We start from the raw sequence: 20,419 nt of genomic DNA on the forward strand, positions 1-20,419 counted from the left end.
AAATAGGTGGGGGTGATGATGGGGTAGAACGTGTGGCGCTGTCTGGGGCGAATGCAGGAGCCGGCAACGCCGGCTCCTGCATTCGAGATGACGCCCGGTGTTTAGCCGATAGTCATCAAGCTCGCGTTACCACCCGCAGCAGCGGTGTTGACGCTCAACGCCCGCTCGATCACCAGACGCTCCAGGGCAACCGAGGTTTCGCCCGACGACAGGCCATGCACGCCGACAATCGCACCGGCACGCTTGGCCACTTGCTCGCAGACTGCACGCAACTGATCAGAGTGACCGTGGTGCAGGGCGGCATCGAACACCACTTCGTCCTTGGTCCAGTCACCCACCAGCTTGATGCGTGCCTGTACGTCTTTCGGCAGACGGTTGCGCAGGGTCTTGGTCAGCTCGCCTTCCGGCCACACCGCCGAGCTGCCTACGGCCAGAACCGCAGCCAGTTGGGTCAGCAGGTCGGCCTCGACTTCGGCCAGGCACAGCACGTGTTCACGCGGCAGGATGGTGTAGCTGTTGCGTTCACCGGTCGGGCCCGCCAGCAGGCGGCTGATACCGCTTTGCGATTGCTTGGCGAACTGCTCGCAGAGGCTGCCCAGTTCGTTCAGTTGGTTGCTTGCGGCCCAGGCTTTGAGCGCTTGCAGTGGCTTGCTCAACTCGTCGCGCAGACGGGTGTCCGGGGTGTTGCCGCCGTCGGTACGCTGGAACGATTTCTCGATTGCATCGGTTGGACGGGTCGACAGCAGGCGGTACAGGTACAGTGGACCACCAGCCTTCGGGCCGGTGCCGGACAGGCCTTCGCCACCGAACGGCTGGACGCCGACCACGGCACCGACGATGTTACGGTTGACGTAGACGTTACCGGCGTTGACGTTGTCGATGACCTTGGCGATGGTTTCGTCGATCCGGGTGTGAACACCCAGGGTCAGACCGTAACCGGAGGCATTGACCTGCTCGATCAGCTGGTCGAGGTTCTTGCGGTTGTAGCGCACCACGTGCAGGACCGGGCCGAAGATCTCGCGTTGCAGCTCGTCGAAGCTTTCCAGCTCGATCAGCGTCGGCATGACGAAGGTGCCGCGTTTGATCTCTTCGCCATTGGCGATAGCAACCTGGTACACCGAGCGGCCTTTGTCGCGCATGCCCTGGATGTGTTTCTCGATACCAGCCTTGGCTTCGGCGTCGATCACCGGGCCAATGTCCACGGCCAGGCGCTCCGGGTTGCCCAGGCGGCTTTCGGCCATGGCACCCTTGAGCATCTCGATCACGCGGTCGGCCGAGTCTTCTTGCAGGCACAGCACGCGCAGTGCCGAGCAGCGCTGACCGGCACTGTCAAAAGCCGAGGAGACCACGTCGATGACCACTTGTTCGGTGAGTGCCGAGGAGTCGACGATCATCGCGTTCTGGCCACCGGTTTCGGCGATCAGCGGAATCGGACGGCCCTGGGCATCCAGACGCCCGGAGATGTTGCGTTGCAGCAGGCGGGCGACTTCAGTGGAACCGGTGAACATCACGCCTTTGACCCGATCGTCACCCACAAGGCGGGCACCGACGGTCTCGCCGCGGCCTGGCAGCAACTGCACCACGCCTTCAGGGATACCGGCTTCCAGCAGCAGTCGCACGGCCTGGGCGGCTACCAGCGGGGTTTGCTCGGCAGGCTTGGCCAGCACCGGGTTGCCGGCTGCCAAGGCGGCAGCGACCTGGCCGCTGAAGATCGCCAGCGGGAAGTTCCATGGGCTGATGCAGACCACCGGGCCCAGTGGGCGGTGGGCATCGTTGCTGAAGTCGTTACGGGCCTGTACCGCGTAATAACGCAGGAAGTCGACCGCTTCACGGACTTCGGCGATGGCGTTGGCGAAGGTCTTGCCGGCTTCACGGGCGAGCAGCCCCATCAGTGGCTGGATCTCGGCTTCCATCAGGTCGGCGGCGCGCTCCAGGATCGCAGCACGCTCGGCTGGCGGCGTGGCCTGCCAGATCGGCGCGGCCTTAAGGGCGCACTGGATGGCGTTGTCGACGTCGGTAACGGTGGCTTCCTGCACATGACCGACCACGTCACGGTGATCGGACGGGTTAAGGACCGGCGCTGCGGCTTCAGTGCTGGAGGCGCAGCCGAGCATCGGTGCGGCTTTCCAATCGTTGTGTGCAGTGGCCAGCAGGGCGCAGGACAGCGACGCCAGACGGTGTTCGTTGGCCATGTCGATACCGGCGGAGTTGGCCCGCTCGGCGCCGTATAGGTCACGCGGCAACGGAATGCGTGGATGCGCCAGGCCGAAGTTGCCTTCCTGGGTGGCCATCTGCTCGATGGTGGCAACCGGGTCGGCAACTAGTTCCTGGATCGAGATCGACTGGTCGGCAATGCGGTTGACGAACGAGGTGTTGGCGCCGTTTTCCAAGAGGCGGCGAACCAGGTAGGCCAGCAGGGTTTCGTGGGTGCCAACCGGTGCGTACACGCGGCACGGACGGTTCAGCTTGCCATCGGCGACCTTGCCGACAACCTGCTCATACAGCGGCTCGCCCATGCCGTGCAGGCACTGGAACTCGTACTGGCCCGGGTAGTAGTTCTGACCGGCGATATGGTAGATGGCCGACAAAGTGTGGGCGTTGTGCGTGGCGAACTGTGGGTAGATGACTTCCGGTACCGATAGCAGCTTGCGGGCGCAGGCAATGTAGGACACGTCGGTGTACACCTTACGGGTGTACACCGGGTAGCCTTCCAGGCCTTCGACCTGGGCGCGCTTGATCTCGCTGTCCCAGTAGGCGCCCTTGACCAGGCGGATCATCAGGCGATGACGGCTGCGGCGGGCCAGGTCGATGACGTAGTCGATCACATACGGGCAACGCTTCTGGTAGGCCTGGATCACGAAGCCGATGCCGTTCCAGCCGGTCAGCTGCGGTTCGAAGCACAGGCGCTCGAGCAGATCCAGCGACAGCTCCAGGCGGTCAGCTTCCTCGGCGTCGATGTTCAGGCCGATGTCGTATTGCTTGGCCAGCAGAGTCAGCGACAGCAGGCGCGGGTACAGTTCTTCCATCACGCGCTCGTACTGGGCACGGCTGTAGCGCGGGTGCAAGGCCGAGAGCTTGATCGAGATGCCCGGGCCTTCATAGATGCCACGGCCGTGGGAGGCTTTACCGATCGAGTGGATCGCCTGCTCGTAGGAGGCCAGGTATTTCTGCGCGTCGTGCTCGGTCAGGGCAGCTTCGCCGAGCATGTCGTAGGAGTAGCGGAAGCCCTTGGCTTCGAACTTGCTGGCATTGGCCAGGGCTTCGGCGATGGTTTCGCCGGTGACGAACTGCTCGCCCATCAGGCGCATGGCCATGTCGACGCCCTTGCGGATCATCGGCTCGCCGCTCTTACCGATGATGCGGCTGAGCGAGGAGGTCAGGCCGGATTCATTGTGGGTCGAGACCAGCTTGCCGGTCAGTAGCAAGCCCCAGGTTGCGGCGTTGACGAACAGCGACGGGCTGTTGCCCAGGTGCGGTTGCCAGTTGCCGGTGCTGATCTTGTCGCGGATCAGGGCGTCGCGGGTGCCTTTGTCCGGAATACGCAGCAGGGCTTCGGCCAGGCACATCAGCGCCACGCCTTCCTGGGACGACAGGGAGAATTCCTGCAGCAGGCCCTGAACGATACCGGCACGACCGCCAGCGCTCTTCTGGTTACGCAGTTTTTCGGCGATGCCGGCGGCCAGTTTGTTGGTGGCCTCGGCCATGGCGGCAGGCAGACGTGCCTGCTCCAGCAGCATCGGCACCACTTCCGGCTCTGGGCGGCGGTAGGCGGCGGTAATCGCCGAACGCAGGACCGACTGCGGCAGGATGCTTTCGGCAAATTCGAGGAAGCACTGGTGGGCGTGGTCGCCCGCGACTTCACCGGCTTCATCGCCATTGATGATGGACTGACCGTTGAGTTCGGTCAGGGTGGCGCCACCCTCGAGCTTCTCCAGATAATTGAAGATCGCTTGCTTGATCAACCAGTGCGGCGTGCGGTCAATGGACTGCGCTGCTGCTTTGAGTCGCTCACGGGTCGGGTCGTCAAGTTTGACCCCAAGGGTGGTCGTCGCCATTTCTTATCCTCATTATTGCCACAGGGCTGTGGCTTAAGCTGGCGCCAAGATTAGCCGTGCGTGAATTTGGGTGCAACCTAGTGCAACCCAAAATATGCAGGAAAAAAGTGCAGCTCGTCCGTTGGGTAAAACCCCACAGCAAAAATGGCTGTTTATGGTGCGTTTTCTTCTGTAAACGAGGGTTCTTGCTCCGAAAGGGAGCAAAAAACCGCTGTTACGCAAAAAATCCGACGAGGTGCAACTTGAATGCAAAAACAGGTTGCACCTGCTTTGCGTTGTTGCATAGGATTCGCGGCCTGGGTGCAACCTCCTCTGAGGCTGTCACTACATAAAAACAAACGCCAGGGCGCAACAATGAGTGTAAGCAATCCAACCTTGATCACGTTCGTGATCTACATCGCGGCAATGGTGCTGATCGGCTTCATGGCCTATCGCTCCACCAACAACCTATCCGACTACATTCTTGGCGGGCGCAGCCTCGGCAGTGTCGTGACCGCGCTCTCGGCCGGTGCCTCGGACATGAGTGGCTGGCTGTTGATGGGCCTGCCAGGCGCCATCTATATGTCGGGTCTGTCGGAGAGCTGGATCGCTATCGGCCTGATCGTCGGTGCCTACCTGAACTGGCTGTTCGTTGCCGGTCGTCTGCGCGTGCAGACCGAGCACAACGGCGATGCCTTGACCCTGCCGGACTACTTCTCCAGCCGCTTCGAAGACAAGAGCGGGCTGCTGCGGATCATCTCCGCTGTGGTGATCCTGGTGTTTTTCACCATTTATTGCGCTTCCGGCATCGTCGCCGGTGCTCGTCTGTTTGAAAGCACCTTCGGCATGTCCTATGAAACTGCCCTGTGGGCGGGTGCAGCCGCGACCATTGCCTACACCTTTGTCGGTGGTTTCCTGGCCGTGAGCTGGACCGATACCGTCCAGGCCACGCTGATGATCTTTGCCCTGATCCTGACTCCGGTGATCGTGCTGATCGCCACTGGCGGCTTTGATACGACCTTTGCCGCCATCGAGCTGAAGGATGCGGCGAACTTCGATATGCTCAAGGGCACCACCTTCATCGGCATCATCTCGCTGATGGGCTGGGGTCTGGGCTACTTTGGTCAGCCGCACATCCTGGCGCGTTTCATGGCTGCCGATTCGGTCAAGTCGATCGCTAATGCTCGTCGCATCTCCATGACCTGGATGATCCTGTGCCTGGTGGGTACTTGCGCTGTTGGTTTCTTCGGCATTGCCTACTTCTCGGCGCATCCCGAGGTTGCAGGTCCTGTGGCCGAGAACCACGAGCGTGTGTTCATCGAGCTGGCCAAGATCCTGTTCAACCCATGGATCGCCGGAGTGCTGCTGTCCGCTATTCTGGCAGCCGTCATGAGTACCCTGAGCTGCCAGCTGCTGGTGTGCTCCAGTGCCCTTACCGAGGACTTCTACAAGACCTTCCTGCGCAAGGGTGCTTCGCAGCTCGAGCTGGTCTGGGTCGGTCGCGCCATGGTGCTGCTGGTCGCAGTCGTGGCCATCGTGATTGCCTCCAACCCCGAGAACCGAGTTCTGGGCCTGGTCAGCTATGCCTGGGCTGGCTTCGGTGCTGCCTTCGGTCCGGTTGTACTGATCTCGGTGCTGTGGAAAGGCATGACCCGTAACGGCGCGCTGGCCGGCATCCTGGTGGGTGCGATCACCGTGGTAGTGTGGAAGCACTTCTCCATCTGGGGTCTGTACGAAATTATCCCGGGCTTCCTCTTCGGCGCCCTGGCCATTTACTTCGTCAGTAGGGCCGGCAGCCCATCGACCGCGATGGTTTCGCGCTTCGAAGCTGCAGATGAGGCGTTCAAAGCCGGTCATTGATCGACTGCTGAACCCCGCCTGACAACGGCCCGGCCTCGCAAGAGTCCGGGCCGTTGTCGTTTTGGCGTCCTGTGCCTGACGCCGTGCGCGCGACAAGGTAAACTGCGCGGTCTTGCAGGAGTTGCCATGAACTATCGTCACGCCTTCCACGCCGGCAACCACGCCGACGTCTTCAAACACCTCGTATTGACCCGCCTTATTGCGCTGATGTCGCGCAAGGAGCAGCCGTTCGCTTACCTCGATACCCATGCTGGCCTCGGTCTGTATGACCTGCAAGGCGACCAGGCGACGCGTACCGGCGAGTGGGTCGAAGGTGTCGGACGGCTTTGGGGGCGTGAGGATCTGCCAGAAGTTACCGCTGACTACCTGCGTATCCTGCGCAAGATGAATCCCGATGGCGAGCTGCGCTACTACCCCGGCTCGCCCGAGCTTGCCCGGCGCCTGGCGCGTCAGCAGGATCGCGTGTTGCTCAACGAGAAGCACCCCGAAGACGGGCGCCTGCTCAAGGACAACATGAAGAAAGACCCGCGCGTCGCCGTGCACCTGGGTGAGGGCTGGCACGTGCCGCGCGCGCTGCTGCCGGTGCAGGAAAAACGCGCAGTAATGCTGATCGATCCGCCGTTCGAACAGGCCGACGAGCTCAAGCGCTGCACCCAGGCGATGAAAGAGACCATTGCTCGCATGCGCCAGACCGTTGCGGCGATCTGGTACCCGATCAAGGATCAGCGCCAACTGGTGCGCTTCTATCAGGACCTGACCAGCACTGGCGCGCCGAAATTGCTGCGTGTGGAGCTGTACGTGCATCCCCAGGACAGCCCGCAGGGCCTCAATGGCTCAGGCCTGGCCATTGCCAATCCGCCATGGGGGCTGGAGGAGGAACTGCGTGAACTGCTGCCATGGTTGTCCCAGGTGCTGGCGCAGACCCAAGGTAGCTGGCGGATGGACTGGCTGATCGCCGAGTAGGTGGGACGCTCCTACAAGCGCACGCGCTTTACGTTATAATCCCGCTCTTTCGTTGCCGCTCGCCCCATGGGGCCAGGGCGCATTTTTACAGATTGAAGAGGCTAGACCCTTGGCATTGACGATTCTTGGCCTGTCCGGCGCCCTTAGCCATGATCCTTCCGCGGCCCTGTACATCGACGGTAAGCTGATTGCCGCCGCTGAAGAAGAGCGCTTCGTGCGCGACAAACATGCAAAGAACCGCATGCCCTACGAATCGGCGAAGTTCTGCCTGGAGCAGGCTGGCATCAAGCCGTCCGACGTAGACGTGGTGGCCATTCCGTTCGCTCCGATCAGCCTGTTCGGCGAGGCTCGCTGGCACTACGCCAAGCGTTACTGGTACGCCCCGGATCGTGCGCTGGACGCGATCCTGATGGGTAACCGTCGCTACAAGCGCTATCGCAAGAAGATCGTCTGGTGCCTGGAGCAACTGGGTTTCGATCCGAAGAAAGTCAAGATCGAGCCGGTCGAGCACCACTTGGCCCACGCCTCCAGCGCCTACCACTGCTCAGGCTTCAAGGAAAAAACCGCGATCCTTGGCATCGACGGCAAGGGCGAGTACGCCACGACCTTCTTTGGCTATGGCGAAAACGGCAAGATCCACAAGATCAAGGAATTCTTCGACCCGGATTCGTTGGGTGGCCTGTATGGCGCTATCACCGAATTCCTCGGTTTCGAGATGCTCGATGGCGAGTTCAAGGTTATGGGTATGGCGCCGTATGGTGATGCCAGCAAGTATGATTTCTCGCGCCTGGCTTCGTTTGAAAACGGCGAGCTGGTGATCAACACTGATTACGCCAACGTTATCGGCCTGCGCCGCTACAAAGAGAAGGGCAAGGGTTTCTACTTTTCGCCGAAACTGATCGAGTGGCTGGGTCCCAAGCGCGAAGGCGACATTGCTGACGAGCCTTACATCCACTATGCCGCCAGCATGCAGGCGCTGTTCGAGAAACTGGCCCTGCAGATGATCGACCACTATCTGGGCGACATCCTCAAGGAAACCGGCAAGCTGGCCTTCGCTGGCGGTTGCGCGCTGAACGTCAAGCTCAACCAGAAGATCATTGCCCGTCCTGACCTCAAGGAGCTGTTCGTCCAGCCGGCCTCCGGCGACGCTGGTACTGCGGTCGGTGCGGCAGCATACGTGTCCCACGCCCGTGGTGTGCCGGTCGAGAAGATGGAGCATGTCTACCTCGGCCCTGCTTACTCCAACGAAGACGTGATTGCCGCCTGTGCCCGTCACCCGAGCCTGCCGAAATGGCGCAAGCTCGAGAACATGCCAGAGCAGATCGCCAAGATCATGGTCGATGGCAACCCGGTGGCCTGGTTCCAGGGTCGCATGGAGTTCGGGCCGCGCGCGCTAGGCGGTCGTTCGATCATTGGTTGCCCAAGCGTTGCCGGCGTCGCCGACCGCATCAACCACCAGATCAAGTTCCGCGAGCGCTGGAGGCCTTTCTGCCCGTCGATGCTCGACACTGTCGCTGCGCAGATGATCAAGATCGATCACCCTGCACCGTTCATGACCTTCACCTTCGAAGTGGCTGAAGAGTGGAAGACCCGCGTGCCGGAAGTCGTCCACGAAGACGGCACCTCGCGGGCCCAGGTGCTCAAGCGCGAATACAACCCGCGCTACTACGACATGATGAAGGCGCTGGAAGACCTGACCGGTAACGGCGTTTCGCTCAACACCTCGCTCAACCGTCGTGGCGAGCCGATGATCTGCTCGCCGACCGACGCCCTGAACATGTTCTTCGGCTCGGATTTGCAGTACCTGATCATGGAAGACATCCTGGTAGTCAAGGACGGCGCGAACAGTTATGACGTCCAGGGCTGAAAAACGCGTCCTGCAGTTCTGCCACGGCTATGACGGTCCGTTCCTGGATTGCGCGCGGCAGTACGCCAGCCTGTTCAGCGGCAGTGGCTACAAGGTCACTACGGTGTTCCTGACCGGCGCTGCCGACCCTCAGGTGGCAGGCGGTTGCGCCTCCGATGAAGTGATCTTCCTGGAGTTCAGCTCCAAGGCCATCCGCGGCCTCAAGCTGGGGGCGATCCGCGCATTGCGGCGGATCGTCGCCACGCGCGATTTCAGTTTCTGTATCGCTCACCGTTTCAAACCGATCTACATCGCTTTGCTTGCCAGCCGACTGCCAGTGATCGGTGTACACCATGCCTTTGGTGACTATTTGCGCGGCAGTCGCCAACTGTTTGCCAACCTGTTCCGTCAGCGCCTGAGTTTGCTCGGTGTCTCCGACGCGGTGCGCGACGACATGCGCAAATGCTTGCCCAAATGGCCGGCTGAGCGCATCCAGACGCTCTACAACCGTATAGACATCGAGGCGCTGCAGGCCGCGCTGGTGCCTGCCGAAGATGCGCGTCACGCGCTGGGGCTGGACCCGCAAGCCTGGATTGTCGGCAATGTCGGCCGCCTGCATCCGGACAAGGACCAGGCAACCCTGCTGCGTGGGTTCGCCCAGGCTTTTCCGGGCTTGCCGAGCGGTGCACGCCTGGCCATTCTTGGTCAGGGGCGGCTGGAGCAGTCGCTCAAGACCTTGGCTGCCGAGTTGGGTATCGCCGGACAGGTGGATTTTCTCGGGCAAGTGCCCGATGCACGGCGCTACTTCAAGGCGTTCAATGCCTTTGCCCTGAGTTCCGATCACGAGCCGTTCGGCATGGTCTTGCTCGAGGCCATGGTCGCCGGGTTGCCGGTGCTGGCCACTGCGTGCGGCGGCGCCGTGGAAGTGGTCGAGGGTGTCGGTATTTTGTTCCCGCTGGCTGATGCCGGGCGTCTGGCCCAAGGGCTGCAGCATCTGGCCGCGCTCGATGAAGGGCAACGCCAGGAGTGTGCCGAGCGCATGCTTGCGCGTCTGCGTGAGCGTTTTTCCGATAACGCTGTGCGCGACACCTTCTGGCAGCTGCTGCCTGTGCGCACGCTGACAGCGGAGGCTTGATGCTCAATCGTATTCAAAGCTGGCGCGAACGCGGCTGGAGCGTGATTGATGCGCCTGCCTACGTCCAGGCCTGGCAGCGCTTTGGCGGTAGTGTCGCCACACACCCACTGGTGGTCGAGCAGTTGGCGGACCTGGCGCAGATTCCGGTGCGCTACCTCGGCTGGGAGTGTAATGGCGAGCTCAAGGCCGCGATACCGACCTGGGGGCGTTACCTGGCGTTGTCCAAGGACGTGCTCAAGCGTCATGGCAAGAAAGGGTTGTATGACCTGGGTAATGCCGAACTGATCCTGCCTGCGGCAGCTGATGCTCGGGCACCGCTACGTCATGCCGGGCGTTATCTGTCGGAGTTCAATCAAGAGCGTTTTGCCAACCTCAAGCCCCAGACCGAATCGCTGGCGATGGCGCGTACGCCTGAAGAACTGTCGAAGAAATTTCGCTACAACCAGCGCCGCGAGTTGCGCCTGCTGGAAGAAGCGGGTGGCCAGGTGCGTCCGGTCTCTGCTTTTACCAGTAGCGAACTGGCAGCGATCTACTGCGATCTGTTTCAGCGCCGCTGGGAATTCCCGGCTACCGGTGCCGAGCGTATGGCCGAGGTGATCGAGCGGCTGCGTGAGCTGCTGATCGGTTCGGTGCTGTTTCTCGATGATGCGCCAATTGCCATCCAGCTGGTCTACCGGGTGGAAGCGCCTGAGTGGATCAGCGTCGAGTACATCAATGGTGGCGTTGATCCGCAAACCAAGGCCTTCAGCCCCGGGAGCGTATTGAGCTTCCTCAATACCCAGGCGGCCTGGGAGGATGCCCGGGCGCGCAACAAGCCGCTGCGTTTCTCCTTCGGTCGCGCTGATCGCGACTACAAGGATCGCTGGTGCAACTCCGTGCCGGTGTTTCAGGTGTGAGCCGCAAACAGCAGTTGCTCAAGCAGCACCGGCGCAACAAGCGACTGGGGTTGCTGGTTGGCCTGATGGTGCTGCTGGGCCTGGGCATTTTCGTCCTATGGTGGTTGCCGCTGTTGCTTGCGCCACTGCTCTGGGTCGCCCATGAGGCCTGGTTTGCCGACCACCTGTTCTATTCGCCTACCGAGGACTATCAGTACCAGTTTCCACCGGAGTGCGTGGCGCATCCGGTCGAGCTGGTCGATGGTGTTGTGCAGTTGCATTCGCCTCTGCGGCTTACCGGTGACGAAACCCTGATTCTCGAGCTGCGCCTGAAAAGCCGCTGGCTGGGACGTTTCCTCGATCCGGCAGTAGCGCTCAATGATGAGGATTGCCAAGCCTTTGAGCGAGGCGTTGCGGGCCTGCGTTACCTGAACCTGACCGGTCTTGCCGAGTCGCTCGCTGCAGGGCAGCTGCGATTGCGCGGGCGCTATTGTCGTTTGCCGGGCGAAGGACAGCTGTGGATTGTCCCGGGCAACGATTTGTGTCAGAAACGGGTCATGGTCATCGCACCCCATGCCGACGATGCCGAACTTGCCGCTTACGGCCTCTACAGCCAGGCTCAAGAAACTTGGGTAGTGACCCTGACCGCCGGCGAAATCGAGGCTGAGCACTATCAACAAATGGGCATTTCCAAGGCTGAGTCTGCCCGCTTGAAGGGCCGGCTGCGCGCCTGGGATAGTATTGCCGTTCCACGCTGGGCAGGTGTTCCCGAGTCGCACTGTGTGCAGCTAGGTTATTTTTGTCTGCAGTTGCCGGCCATGCAGGCGGCACCGGATCAAGCAGTCGTCTCCCGAGAGGCGGAGCTCGCCGATACCCGTCTGTTCAGGCAGTTCAATGCGATGGCCTTGCCGGGTGATCAGGATGGCGCGCCGACCTGGAACAACCTGCTGGCCGACTTGCGCGAGTTGTTGCTCCAGGCCCGTCCCCAGGTGCTGGTGATGCCGCATCCGACCCTCGATCCGCACCCTGACCATATCTGTACCCAGGCTGCCGTGCTCGAAGCCTTGCAGGGCCTGGAGTGGCAACCGGAAACCTTACTGGGTTACGCCAACCACTTGCATGACAACGACCGCTGGCCCATGGGCGACAGCGGTGCTGGAGTTGCTTTGCCGCCACAGCTGGAGGGCGGGCAGGTTTGGGCGCCCTACAGCCTGGCGCTGGACCTGGCGACCCAGCGCGACAAGGCCATGGCGCTGGGCATGATGCATGACCTGCAACCGCCGGTGCCGTTCAAGCGTCGAGTTCGCCGCCTGCTTCAGCGTTGGCTGGCGGGTCGACGGGTCTCGCCCTATGGCGAGAACGAGTTTTTCCGCAAGGCCGTGCGCCGGCATGAATTGTTCTGGCGTCGTGATCTCTGATCCTGGCGCATGACTGTTAGCGGCTGAGTAAAGGCCGCAAGGAAGACAATGAAAGTTCTATTTCTGGTGCAGAAAGAACAACGGGCAATCCTGGATCGTCTCTACGACGGTGTCGCTGCCCATTGCGAATGCGATCTGCGCTGGCTCAGCAGTGCCGGTCAGCGCAACCTGCGCAGCTATTTCCGTCGTGAAGTCGACGTCGAAAAGTATGATCGGATCGTATTCTTCCTGCGTTTCAAGCAAGAGATTCGTCAGGTCGGTTTCATTCGTACGGTGCCCAATCTGGTCATCCTCGAACACGATGCCTATCAGAACTACATTCCGTGCAAGTACACCGGTAAATTCAGTGCCCATTACCGTCAGTTGCCTTGGGCGCGGGTGATCAGCTCCGGCTTCATGGTCAGCGAGCGCCTACGTCAGGAGGGCTTCGACGCCGAGTTCGTGGCCAAGGGCTACGACCAGCAGTTGCTGGCCGACCAGGGGCGCGAACGGGATATCGAGCTGGCCTTTGTCGGCAGTACCAACAGCGTTGCCTACAGTGGGCGCAAGGCGCTGCTCGATGAGCTTGCTCAGGTCGAGAACCTGCTGGTGACCCGGACCAAGTCCGGTGAAGAGTACTGTGACACGCTTAACCGCATTCGTTTCTTCGTCAGTGCCGATGTCGGTATGGGCGAATACATGATCAAGAATTTCGAGGCAATGGCTTGTGGCTGCGTTTTGCTGGCTTTTGACCAGGGCGAGGCAGAGAATCGCGCCCTGGGCCTGCGAGATTTGCACAACGTGGTGCTGTATAACAGCATTGCCCAGTTGCAAGAAAAACTGAAAGTGTTGCGTGCCGACCCTGCTCTGGTCGAACGCATTGGCAGCAACGGTCGTGACCTTGCTGTTTCGCAGTTCGGCTTCGCTCAAGTGGGCCGTAGCATCGTAGAAAAAATGCAGCCACCTCTGCGTTCCCGTCCAGCCTTGACCGGTTGGCAGCGCTTGCGTTTGAGACTGGGAATATGAGCCGGCTGTCTCGCACGGGGCGTAGTCTCGAACAACCGAATACAGAAGATGGGGAGGGAATCCGGTGCGATTCAGTGATGACAGTGATGTAACCCTGGTGGTTACCAGTTGCGGGCGCTTCGACCTGCTCAAGCTTACACTCGAGAGTTTCGATCGTTTCAATACTGCACCGATTCGCGAAGTGTTCATTACCGAGGACTCGGGAGATGACGCTGTCCATCAGGCGGTTCCGGAACACTGGAAACCGCACTGCAAAGTATTCGTCAATCGGCCCAAACTGGGGCAGCTGGCATCGATCGACCTTGCCTATAGCCAAGTGAAAACCGCCTACATCTTTCACTGCGAAGATGACTGGGAGTTCTATCGGCCAGGTTTTGTCGAGGACTCTCGGAGCATTCTCGAGGTCAGCCCGCATTTGCTCCAGGTCTGGCTGCGCAGCTATGCCCACGACCTGAAAGTACACAGTCCCTATATCCATTTGGGCGAGCGTCAGGTCATTGCTGGTGTTGCGTGTTACCCGTTGCTTTCGGATAAACCTGAGTGGCAGAGCTTCTCGTTGAACCCGGGTTTGCGTCGACTGAGCGATTATCAGCGCTGTGCTCCATTTGCCGCCTATGCTGGTGAAAAGGCGCTGTCAAAAGGCTACGCAGAGCTGAATCTCACGGCGGTTAGCCTTGAGGGTGATGCGGTACTGCACACCGGCTTTGGCGCGCACGTAGGCCTGCCCGAGGAGCGCCAGCGTAAAACACGGCGCCGTAAACGTGATCGGGTCAAATTGCTGGTGATGTTGGTGGTCGGGGTGGTCTTGGGGGCGGGGGTTGGCTTCTTTGCACATTGACTTGGTCTGCTTGCTCATCATCCGGTCCGAAGCAAGGGGTGATACCCCGTGAATATCGTCAATATCATGTGGGCAGGTGGGGCGCCGTACGTCTCGGTGCACAAGGTGCATCAGCAGATTCTTTCCCATGCAGCGCCGGGTGCTTCGGTCAGTAGCTGGTTATTGCAAGGGCAGGGTTCCTGCTGCAATGACCAGCAGACGCGTGAGTGGCAGTTGCCTCAGCGTGTGCTCAAGGGACGACATATCTGGAAGTTACTGCAACCCTGGATGCGCAGGCGTTTTCGCGAAGCGTTTAAGAAGGCCAATACTCAGGTGGTATTGCTTGACGGTCTAGGTGTGTCGCGATTGGTCCTGCCGGTGTTGCGGCATCTACCTGATGTGCGGGCAACGATAGTCTTTCATGGCCAAACACGCCTGCATCATGGTGATATCGCTTTGCTGCGTAGTTTTCAGACACCACAGGTAAAACTTGTTGCTGTCTCGCAAACCTTGGCCACCAGCTTGCAACAGGACCTTGGCATGCCGGTGCAGGTATTGCGCTCGGCGCTTGAGCCAGAAGGTTTTCGCCAGGCATTGCTGGAGCGAGAGACAGCCCGACAATCACTCGGATTGCCGTTGGAAGGTGGGCCGGTCCTGGGAGCGGTGGGCCGTCTAGTCGACAGCAAAGGATTCGATCACCTGCTGGATGCATTTGCTCTGGCTCGTCAGCGGCAGCCCGATATGCGCCTGGTGATTCTGGGCGAAGGCAACCAGCGGTCGGTGCTTGAATCTCGCATCAAGGCGCTGGGTTTGGAGGCGGTTGTATCGCTTCAAGGTCACTGCAATGAGCTGTCCAAGCTCTACCGGGCATTCGACTGGGTGCTGGTCCCTTCTCGGTCTGAAGGCCTGGGGTTGGTTCTGCAGGAGGCGGTGTTGGCCGATGTGCCGGTGCTGTGCAGTGACCTGTTGGTGTTTCGTGAACAGCTGGGTGATGCTGGTCGCTACGTCGCCGTTGGCAATGTTGCGGCCTGGGGGCAGGAAATTGCCGACTGTGTGACGCTTGATGGCAAGCAAGTAGCCAAGGCGCAGTATCAGGCCCTGGCACCTGAACGGGCCTGGCAGCGCTTCAGTCAGCTCTCCAGTAACTTGCTGGGCAAGCCCTGAGGCGTTCAGCCCAGCAAGGCGCGTTCCAGCTCGGCGAGAGGGAATTTGTCTTCGAGGCGTTCGCGGGCGATGTAACGAGCGAAATGTTGTACGTTTCGCCTTACCATGCGGTTGGACAGCGGCGCCCGCATGAAGCGCATATCGGCCACATCAATCAGGCCCAATTCCTGTTCTGGTGTCACGACGATGTTGCCCAGGTGTAACGAGCGAAAGTAAATCCCCGACTTGTGCAGCCTGCGTACCAGCGCCACGAGCTCCGGCAGGCGCTCTTGCCAGCTGAAACCTGCCTTGCGGGACAGTTGGCTCAGGGTTTCCCCGGGCAGAGGTTGATACAGCACTGCCGTCATTCCAGGTGCATCCAGCTTGTAGTACTTCAGAACCTTCAGCGTGGGAATTCCCTTTTTCTCCAGTTGCATCGCGTTGTCGATGAAGCGCTGGGAGTAAGGTCGCAGCAAGGCAGATGAAATTAACCGCTTGCGTCTGAAGAGCTTGAGGATGTTGCCATCACTTAGCAGGTAAACTTTGGCGCCATAGCTGTCAGCCTCCAATACCTTGGCGCCAAGGATGAGCTGGTTGAAGTCGACCTGGGGGAGCCGGGAACTCTGCATGAAAAAGGGCCTTGTCAACTGGCAGGCAAAAGGACTGGCCATAATGCCGAAAAGTATAAAGATGCACCATGCCGGTGTGGTTGAATTGAAGGGGATACGCATGATGTACGCAAGGCGCTGGGCACAGACCTGGCTGGCGACTGGGCTTTTATGGTTTCTGGTGGCGATTGCTCTGGCACCGAGTAACAAGCTGTATCAGCAAGGCCTGGTGCTATTTCTCTGGTTGCCGACTCTGGTATTGCTGTGGTCTGCACGTGGTGCCCTGGTAGATCTTTGGCGTGCCCAGCGGGCCCTGTGTTTGTCAGTGTTCTTGCTACTGCTCTGGTCGGCAGTGAGTCTGTCATGGGCCAGTGCCGAGGATGCTGGTCGTGAGTTCAAGCGACTTTTGTATGTTGCGTTCTTTCTGCTGTTTTTCCCTCTACTCGCTAGTGCGAGCCTCTCGCGTCTGATCCAGTTACTGCAATGGGGAGGTATCGGGCTTGGTGTTGCGGCCTTGGTTTCCATTGTCCAGTTCTATGGTGTGCAAGGGCATCCGTGGGTAGCCAGGCTTTCTGGTATTGGCGAGATCTCCCACCCAATTCTGGGCGCTTATGTCATGGGTGCGGCCATCGTCTGGATGTTGCACTGGCCGCCACAACAGCGCTGGTTTCAGGTGCTTTGGGCGTTGTCACTGTTGTGTCTGGGGGCATTTCTGGTGCTGTGCCAGAGCCGGGGTGCAGCGTTGGCGGTGCTGATTTCGTTGGTGGCCATGCCCTTGTGGTGCCGCGATCGCAGAAGTTGTGTCATCGCGGGGGCTACAGTCGTCGCCGCGATACTGGGTTTTGTCACGATGTACTCGCTGATAATGTCCCGTGGCTCCTCCTATAGGCCCGAAATTTTCGAAGTCAGTCTGCAGATGATTGCCCTGCATCCTTGGACGGGGCTTGGCTTGGGGGCGTTCTACCGGGTCTTGGCAGTGGGTCAGCAATTCGATCACACCCACAACATGTTCACCCATATCGCCATCGAGCTGGGTATCCCCGGTATGCTGCTCTGGTTAGGGGTCTGGTTGTGTGTATTGCGTGAAATCTGGCGTGCCCGCTCGACGGACTTTGGCAAAGGCCTGATAGGCTTATGGCTGTTTTCCACCCTGGCCATGCAGTTCGATGCCGCGAGCCTGACGGATACGCCGCGGGCCGAATGGTTTATCAGTTGGTTGCCGGTGGGGCTGGCAATGGCACTGGTCTGGGTGCATGCCCGTCGGCCGGGCTGTGATAAAATTTCCGGTTCAAACTGAACAGCGAGCTCGACGATGGCCGAAACACCGCTCAAGGCGGAGCAGCAGAGCAGCTCCAGCCTGAAAATCTACTTCCGGCTTCTGAGCTATGTGAAACCGTATATCGGCATTTTCATGCTGAGTATCCTCGGTTTCATCATCTTCGCTTCAACCCAGCCAATGCTGGCCGGGATTCTCAAGTACTTTGTCGACGGTCTGAGCAATCCCCAGGCGGTGTTGTTCCCCAATGTCCCTTACCTGCAAGACCTGCAGCTACTGCAGGCGGTGCCTTTGCTGATCGTGCTGATCGCCGCCTGGCAAGGTCTGGGCTCATTCCTGGGCAACTACTTTCTGGCCAAGGTCTCGCTAGGGTTGGTCCATGACCTGCGGGTCGAGCTGTTCAACAAGTTGCTGGTGCTGCCCAACCGTTACTTCGACAATCACAATTCTGGCCACCTGATCTCGCGTATCACCTTTAACGTGACCATGGTCACCGGTGCCGCCACCGATGCTATCAAGGTGGTGATTCGTGAAGGCCTTACCGTAGTGTTCCTGTTCGCCTACCTGCTGTGGATGAACTGGAAGCTGACCCTGGTCATGCTGGCAATCCTGCCGATCATCGCCGTGATGGTCAGTACCGCGAGCAAGAAGTTTCGCAAACAGAGCAAGAAGATCCAGGTGGCAATGGGCGATGTCACTCATGTGGCTTCGGAAACCATTCAGGGCTATCGCGTGGTGCGCAGCTTCGGCGGTGAAAGCTACGAGCAGCAGCGTTTCGCCAATGCCAGCCAAAGCAACACCGACAAGCAACTGCGCATGACCAAGACCGGTGCTGTGTACACCCCAATGCTGCAACTGGTGATCTACTCCGCCATGGCCGCGTTGATGTTCCTGGTGCTGTTCCTGCGTGGCGACGCTACAGCCGGCGATCTGGTTGCCTACATCACCGCCGCAGGCCTGCTGCCCAAGCCGATCCGACAGTTGTCGGAAGTCAGTTCGACGATCCAGAAAGGGCTGGCCGGTGCCGAGAGCATTTTCGAGCAACTGGATGAAAAACCAGAAGTCGATAACGGTACCGTGGAGCTGGACCGGGTGGAAGGACGCCTTGAGGTGCGCAACCTGAACTTCACCTATCCAGGTACCGAGCGCCAGGTGTTGTCTGACATTACCTTCACCGCTGAGCCGGGGCAGATGATCGCGCTGGTGGGACGTTCGGGCAGTGGCAAGTCGACCCTGGCCTCGCTGATTCCGCGGTTCTATCACCATGACCAGGGGCAGATCCTCCTCGATGGCGTGGAGATCGAGGACTATCGGTTGCGCAACTTGCGCCGTCATGTTTCCCAGGTGACTCAGCATGTCACCCTGTTCAACGACACCGTGGCCAATAACATCGCCTATGGCGACCTGGCTGGCGCGCCGCGTGCCGATATCGAGGCGGCTGCCGCTGATGCCTATGCCAAGGAATTTGTCGACCAGCTGCCCAAAGGCTTCGACACACAGGTCGGCGAGAATGGTGTGCTGCTCTCTGGTGGGCAGCGCCAGCGCCTGGCGATTGCCCGGGCCTTGCTCAAGAATGCACCGTTGCTGATCCTCGATGAGGCCACCTCGGCCCTGGACACCGAGTCCGAGCGGCATATCCAGGCCGCGCTCGATCATGTCATGGAGGGCCGTACCACGCTGGTCATCGCTCACCGTCTGTCGACCATCGAAAAGGCTGACATGATCCTGGTCATGGACCAGGGCAAGCTGGTCGAACGCGGGACGCATACCGAGTTGCTGGCCGCCAACGGCTATTACGCCAGGCTGCATGCCATGGGCCTGGACGAGCCGGCCAAGGCCGATATTACCTGAGCCTGTCACCGGAGCCTGTCCTGGGCTCCGGCTGCTTGCCTGCAATAGCTTGTCGGTAAGGCGGTCATCAAGCCTTCGTCTTGCCTGTGCTAATATCCTGCCCCTGTTAATTTTGTATATATGGGTTGCCCATGAAGTTGTCCATGCCGCGTTTCGATCAAGCCCCGGTACTGGTGGTGGGCGATGTTATGCTCGACCGTTACTGGCATGGCGGTACCTCGCGGATTTCGCCTGAAGCACCGGTGCCGGTGGTCAAGGTCGAGCAGATCGAGGACCGTCCCGGTGGTGCGGCCAACGTTGCCTTGAACATCGCCGCCCTGGGGGCTCCGGCATCTCTGGTTGGGGTTACCGGCCAGGACGAGGCCGCCGACAGTCTGGCCAACAGCCTGCAGGCAGCCGGTGTGCGCTCGATTTTCCAGCGCATTGCGCACCAGCCGACCATCGTCAAGCTGCGGGTCATGAGCCGCCATCAGCAACTGCTGCGTATCGATTTCGAAGAACCCTTCGCCACCGATCCGCTTTCACTGGGTGCTGAAGTCGACACCCTGCTCGACGGGGTCAAGGTATTGGTGCTGTCGGATTACGGCAAAGGCGCGCTGAAGAACCATCAGAGCCTGATCCAGGCCGCACGGGCCAAAGGGATCCCGGTCCTGGCCGACCCCAAGGGCAAGGATTTTTCGATCTACCGCGGCGCCAGCCTGATCACCCCGAACCTCAGCGAGTTTGAAACCATTGTCGGTCGCTGCGCCGATGAGGCGGAGCTGGTGGCCAAAGGCGGTCAACTGATGAGCGAGTTGGAGCTGGGTGCCTTGCTGGTGACTCGCGGTGAGCATGGCATGACTTTGCTGCGCCCCGGTCATCCGGCTCTGCACTTGCCAGCCCGTGCCCGTGAAGTCTTCGATGTCACCGGTGCTGGTGATACCGTGATCTCGACCCTGGCCGCAGCCATCGCAGCCGGTGAAGAACTGCCTCATGCCGTGGGCCTGGCCAATCTGGCCGCCGGTATCGTGGTCGGCAAACTCGGTACCGCTGCTATCAGTGCGCCGGAACTGCGCCGCGCCATCCAACGCGAGGAAGGTTCGGAGCGTGGCGTGCTGAGCCTCGACCAACTGTTGCTGGCCATCGACGATGCCCGTGCTCACAATGAGAAGATTGTCTTTACCAACGGCTGCTTCGATATCCTCCATGCGGGTCACGTGACCTACCTGGAGCAGGCTCGGGCCCAGGGTGATCGTCTGATCGTCGCGGTCAACGACGATGCGTCGGTCAGCCGCCTGAAAGGTCCGGGACGGCCGATCAACAGCGTCGACCGGCGCATGGCGGTGCTCGCTGGCCTGGGTGCGGTGGACTGGGTCATCAGCTTCCCTGAAGGCACGCCGGAAAACCTGCTTGGCCAGGTCAAGCCAGACGTGCTGGTCAAGGGCGGAGACTATGGTATCGACCAGGTGGTCGGTGCCGATATCGTCAAGGCGTATGGCGGCACTGTGAAAGTGCTGGGTCTGGTTGAGAACAGCTCGACCACGGCCATCGTCGAGAAGATTCGCAAGAACTGATACAAGCATCGCGGGGCAAGTCGCCCCGCCCCGCG

Annotated in this window: 14 protein-coding genes; 12 read left to right on the top strand and 2 right to left on the bottom strand. The window is 60.2% G+C overall.

The genetic code is table 11. The annotated features are described in order from the left end of the window. Window positions 1-101: 101 nt before the first annotated feature. A complete protein-coding gene (gene putA / locus ACRESH_RS01745; protein WP_431740312.1) occupies window positions 102-4,055 on the bottom strand; it encodes a trifunctional transcriptional regulator/proline dehydrogenase/L-glutamate gamma-semialdehyde dehydrogenase in 3,954 nt (1,317 codons plus the stop codon). Between the two features lie 354 nt (window positions 4,056-4,409). On the opposite strand from putA, the gene putP reads away from it, so the two are divergent. From putP to ACRESH_RS01790, 9 genes are all read left to right on the top strand, one after another. Then, window positions 4,410-5,894 (top strand): sodium/proline symporter PutP, encoded by a 1,485-nt coding sequence (gene putP / locus ACRESH_RS01750; protein WP_431740313.1) that lies wholly within the window; start codon window positions 4,410-4,412, stop codon window positions 5,892-5,894. A gap of 126 nt (window positions 5,895-6,020) precedes the next feature. Continuing rightward, window positions 6,021-6,857, top strand: a complete 837-nt coding sequence (locus ACRESH_RS01755) for a 23S rRNA (adenine(2030)-N(6))-methyltransferase RlmJ (RefSeq protein WP_431740314.1) — start codon at window positions 6,021-6,023, stop codon at window positions 6,855-6,857. Between the two features lie 109 nt (window positions 6,858-6,966). Beyond that, on the top strand, window positions 6,967-8,724 hold the full coding sequence (locus ACRESH_RS01760) for a carbamoyltransferase family protein (protein ID WP_431740315.1): 1,758 nt from the start codon (window positions 6,967-6,969) through the stop codon (window positions 8,722-8,724). Beyond that, window positions 8,708-9,838 carry a glycosyltransferase gene (locus ACRESH_RS01765; RefSeq protein ID WP_431740316.1) on the top strand — a complete coding sequence of 377 codons (1,131 nt, stop codon included), beginning with the start codon at window positions 8,708-8,710 and terminating at the stop codon, window positions 9,836-9,838. Before ACRESH_RS01760 ends, ACRESH_RS01765 begins: the two co-directional genes overlap by 17 nt. Further along, a complete protein-coding gene (locus tag ACRESH_RS01770) occupies window positions 9,838-10,734 on the top strand; it encodes an antimicrobial resistance protein Mig-14 (RefSeq protein ID WP_431740317.1) in 897 nt (298 codons plus the stop codon). Before ACRESH_RS01765 ends, ACRESH_RS01770 begins: the two co-directional genes overlap by 1 nt. Continuing rightward, entirely contained in the window at window positions 10,731-12,131 is a 1,401-nt protein-coding gene (locus tag ACRESH_RS01775) for a PIG-L deacetylase family protein (protein ID WP_431740318.1), read from the top strand. Before ACRESH_RS01770 ends, ACRESH_RS01775 begins: the two co-directional genes overlap by 4 nt. A gap of 48 nt (window positions 12,132-12,179) precedes the next feature. Then, window positions 12,180-13,136, top strand: coding sequence for a glycosyltransferase family protein (locus tag ACRESH_RS01780; RefSeq protein WP_431740319.1), 957 nt, complete (start codon window positions 12,180-12,182; stop codon window positions 13,134-13,136). Window positions 13,137-13,200: 64 nt separating this feature from the next. Then, complete coding sequence (locus ACRESH_RS01785) at window positions 13,201-13,974, top strand: glycosyltransferase family 2 protein (RefSeq protein ID WP_431740320.1); 774 nt, start codon at window positions 13,201-13,203, stop codon at window positions 13,972-13,974. Between the two features lie 48 nt (window positions 13,975-14,022). Further along, window positions 14,023-15,117, top strand: coding sequence for a glycosyltransferase (locus tag ACRESH_RS01790; protein WP_431740321.1), 1,095 nt, complete (start codon window positions 14,023-14,025; stop codon window positions 15,115-15,117). Between the two features lie 5 nt (window positions 15,118-15,122). Here the strand turns inward: ACRESH_RS01790 and ACRESH_RS01795 are convergent, their stop codons facing one another. After that, complete coding sequence (locus ACRESH_RS01795; RefSeq protein WP_431740322.1) at window positions 15,123-15,725, bottom strand: toluene tolerance protein; 603 nt, start codon at window positions 15,723-15,725, stop codon at window positions 15,123-15,125. Between the two features lie 100 nt (window positions 15,726-15,825). Here ACRESH_RS01795 and ACRESH_RS01800 point away from each other — a divergent pair, with 100 nt between their 5' ends. The 3 genes from ACRESH_RS01800 (at window position 15,826) to hldE (ending at window position 20,384) form a co-directional block, all read left to right on the top strand. Beyond that, window positions 15,826-17,001, top strand: coding sequence for an O-antigen ligase family protein (locus ACRESH_RS01800; RefSeq protein ID WP_431740479.1), 1,176 nt, complete (start codon window positions 15,826-15,828; stop codon window positions 16,999-17,001). A 15-nt stretch (window positions 17,002-17,016) separates the two neighbouring features. Beyond that, a complete protein-coding gene (msbA, locus tag ACRESH_RS01805; RefSeq protein ID WP_431740323.1) occupies window positions 17,017-18,831 on the top strand; it encodes a lipid A export permease/ATP-binding protein MsbA in 1,815 nt (604 codons plus the stop codon). Between the two features lie 131 nt (window positions 18,832-18,962). Then, window positions 18,963-20,384, top strand: a complete 1,422-nt coding sequence (gene hldE, locus ACRESH_RS01810; protein WP_431740324.1) for a bifunctional D-glycero-beta-D-manno-heptose-7-phosphate kinase/D-glycero-beta-D-manno-heptose 1-phosphate adenylyltransferase HldE — start codon at window positions 18,963-18,965, stop codon at window positions 20,382-20,384. The last annotated feature ends 35 nt before the right edge of the window (window positions 20,385-20,419 follow it).

Origin of the sequence: Pseudomonas sp., assembly GCF_050739775.1 — a bacterium.
In the GTDB taxonomy this organism is placed as follows: Bacteria; Pseudomonadota; Gammaproteobacteria; order Pseudomonadales; family Pseudomonadaceae; genus Aquipseudomonas.

Excerpts from the sequence above, each read along its gene's own strand:
- putA (WP_431740312.1), bottom strand. The coding sequence starts at position 4,055 with ATGGCGACGACCACCCTTGGGGTCAAACTTGACGACCCGACCCGTGAG.
- ACRESH_RS01755 (WP_431740314.1), top strand. The coding sequence starts at position 6,021 with ATGAACTATCGTCACGCCTTCCACGCCGGCAACCACGCCGACGTCTTC.
- ACRESH_RS01795 (WP_431740322.1), bottom strand. The coding sequence starts at position 15,725 with ATGCAGAGTTCCCGGCTCCCCCAGGTCGACTTCAACCAGCTCATCCTT.
- ACRESH_RS01770 (WP_431740317.1), top strand. The coding sequence starts at position 9,838 with ATGCTCAATCGTATTCAAAGCTGGCGCGAACGCGGCTGGAGCGTGATT.
- hldE (WP_431740324.1), top strand. The coding sequence starts at position 18,963 with ATGAAGTTGTCCATGCCGCGTTTCGATCAAGCCCCGGTACTGGTGGTG.
- ACRESH_RS01765 (WP_431740316.1), top strand. The coding sequence starts at position 8,708 with ATGACGTCCAGGGCTGAAAAACGCGTCCTGCAGTTCTGCCACGGCTAT.
- msbA (WP_431740323.1), top strand. The coding sequence starts at position 17,017 with ATGGCCGAAACACCGCTCAAGGCGGAGCAGCAGAGCAGCTCCAGCCTG.
- putP (WP_431740313.1), top strand. The coding sequence starts at position 4,410 with ATGAGTGTAAGCAATCCAACCTTGATCACGTTCGTGATCTACATCGCG.
- ACRESH_RS01780 (WP_431740319.1), top strand. The coding sequence starts at position 12,180 with ATGAAAGTTCTATTTCTGGTGCAGAAAGAACAACGGGCAATCCTGGAT.
- ACRESH_RS01800 (WP_431740479.1), top strand. The coding sequence starts at position 15,826 with ATGATGTACGCAAGGCGCTGGGCACAGACCTGGCTGGCGACTGGGCTT.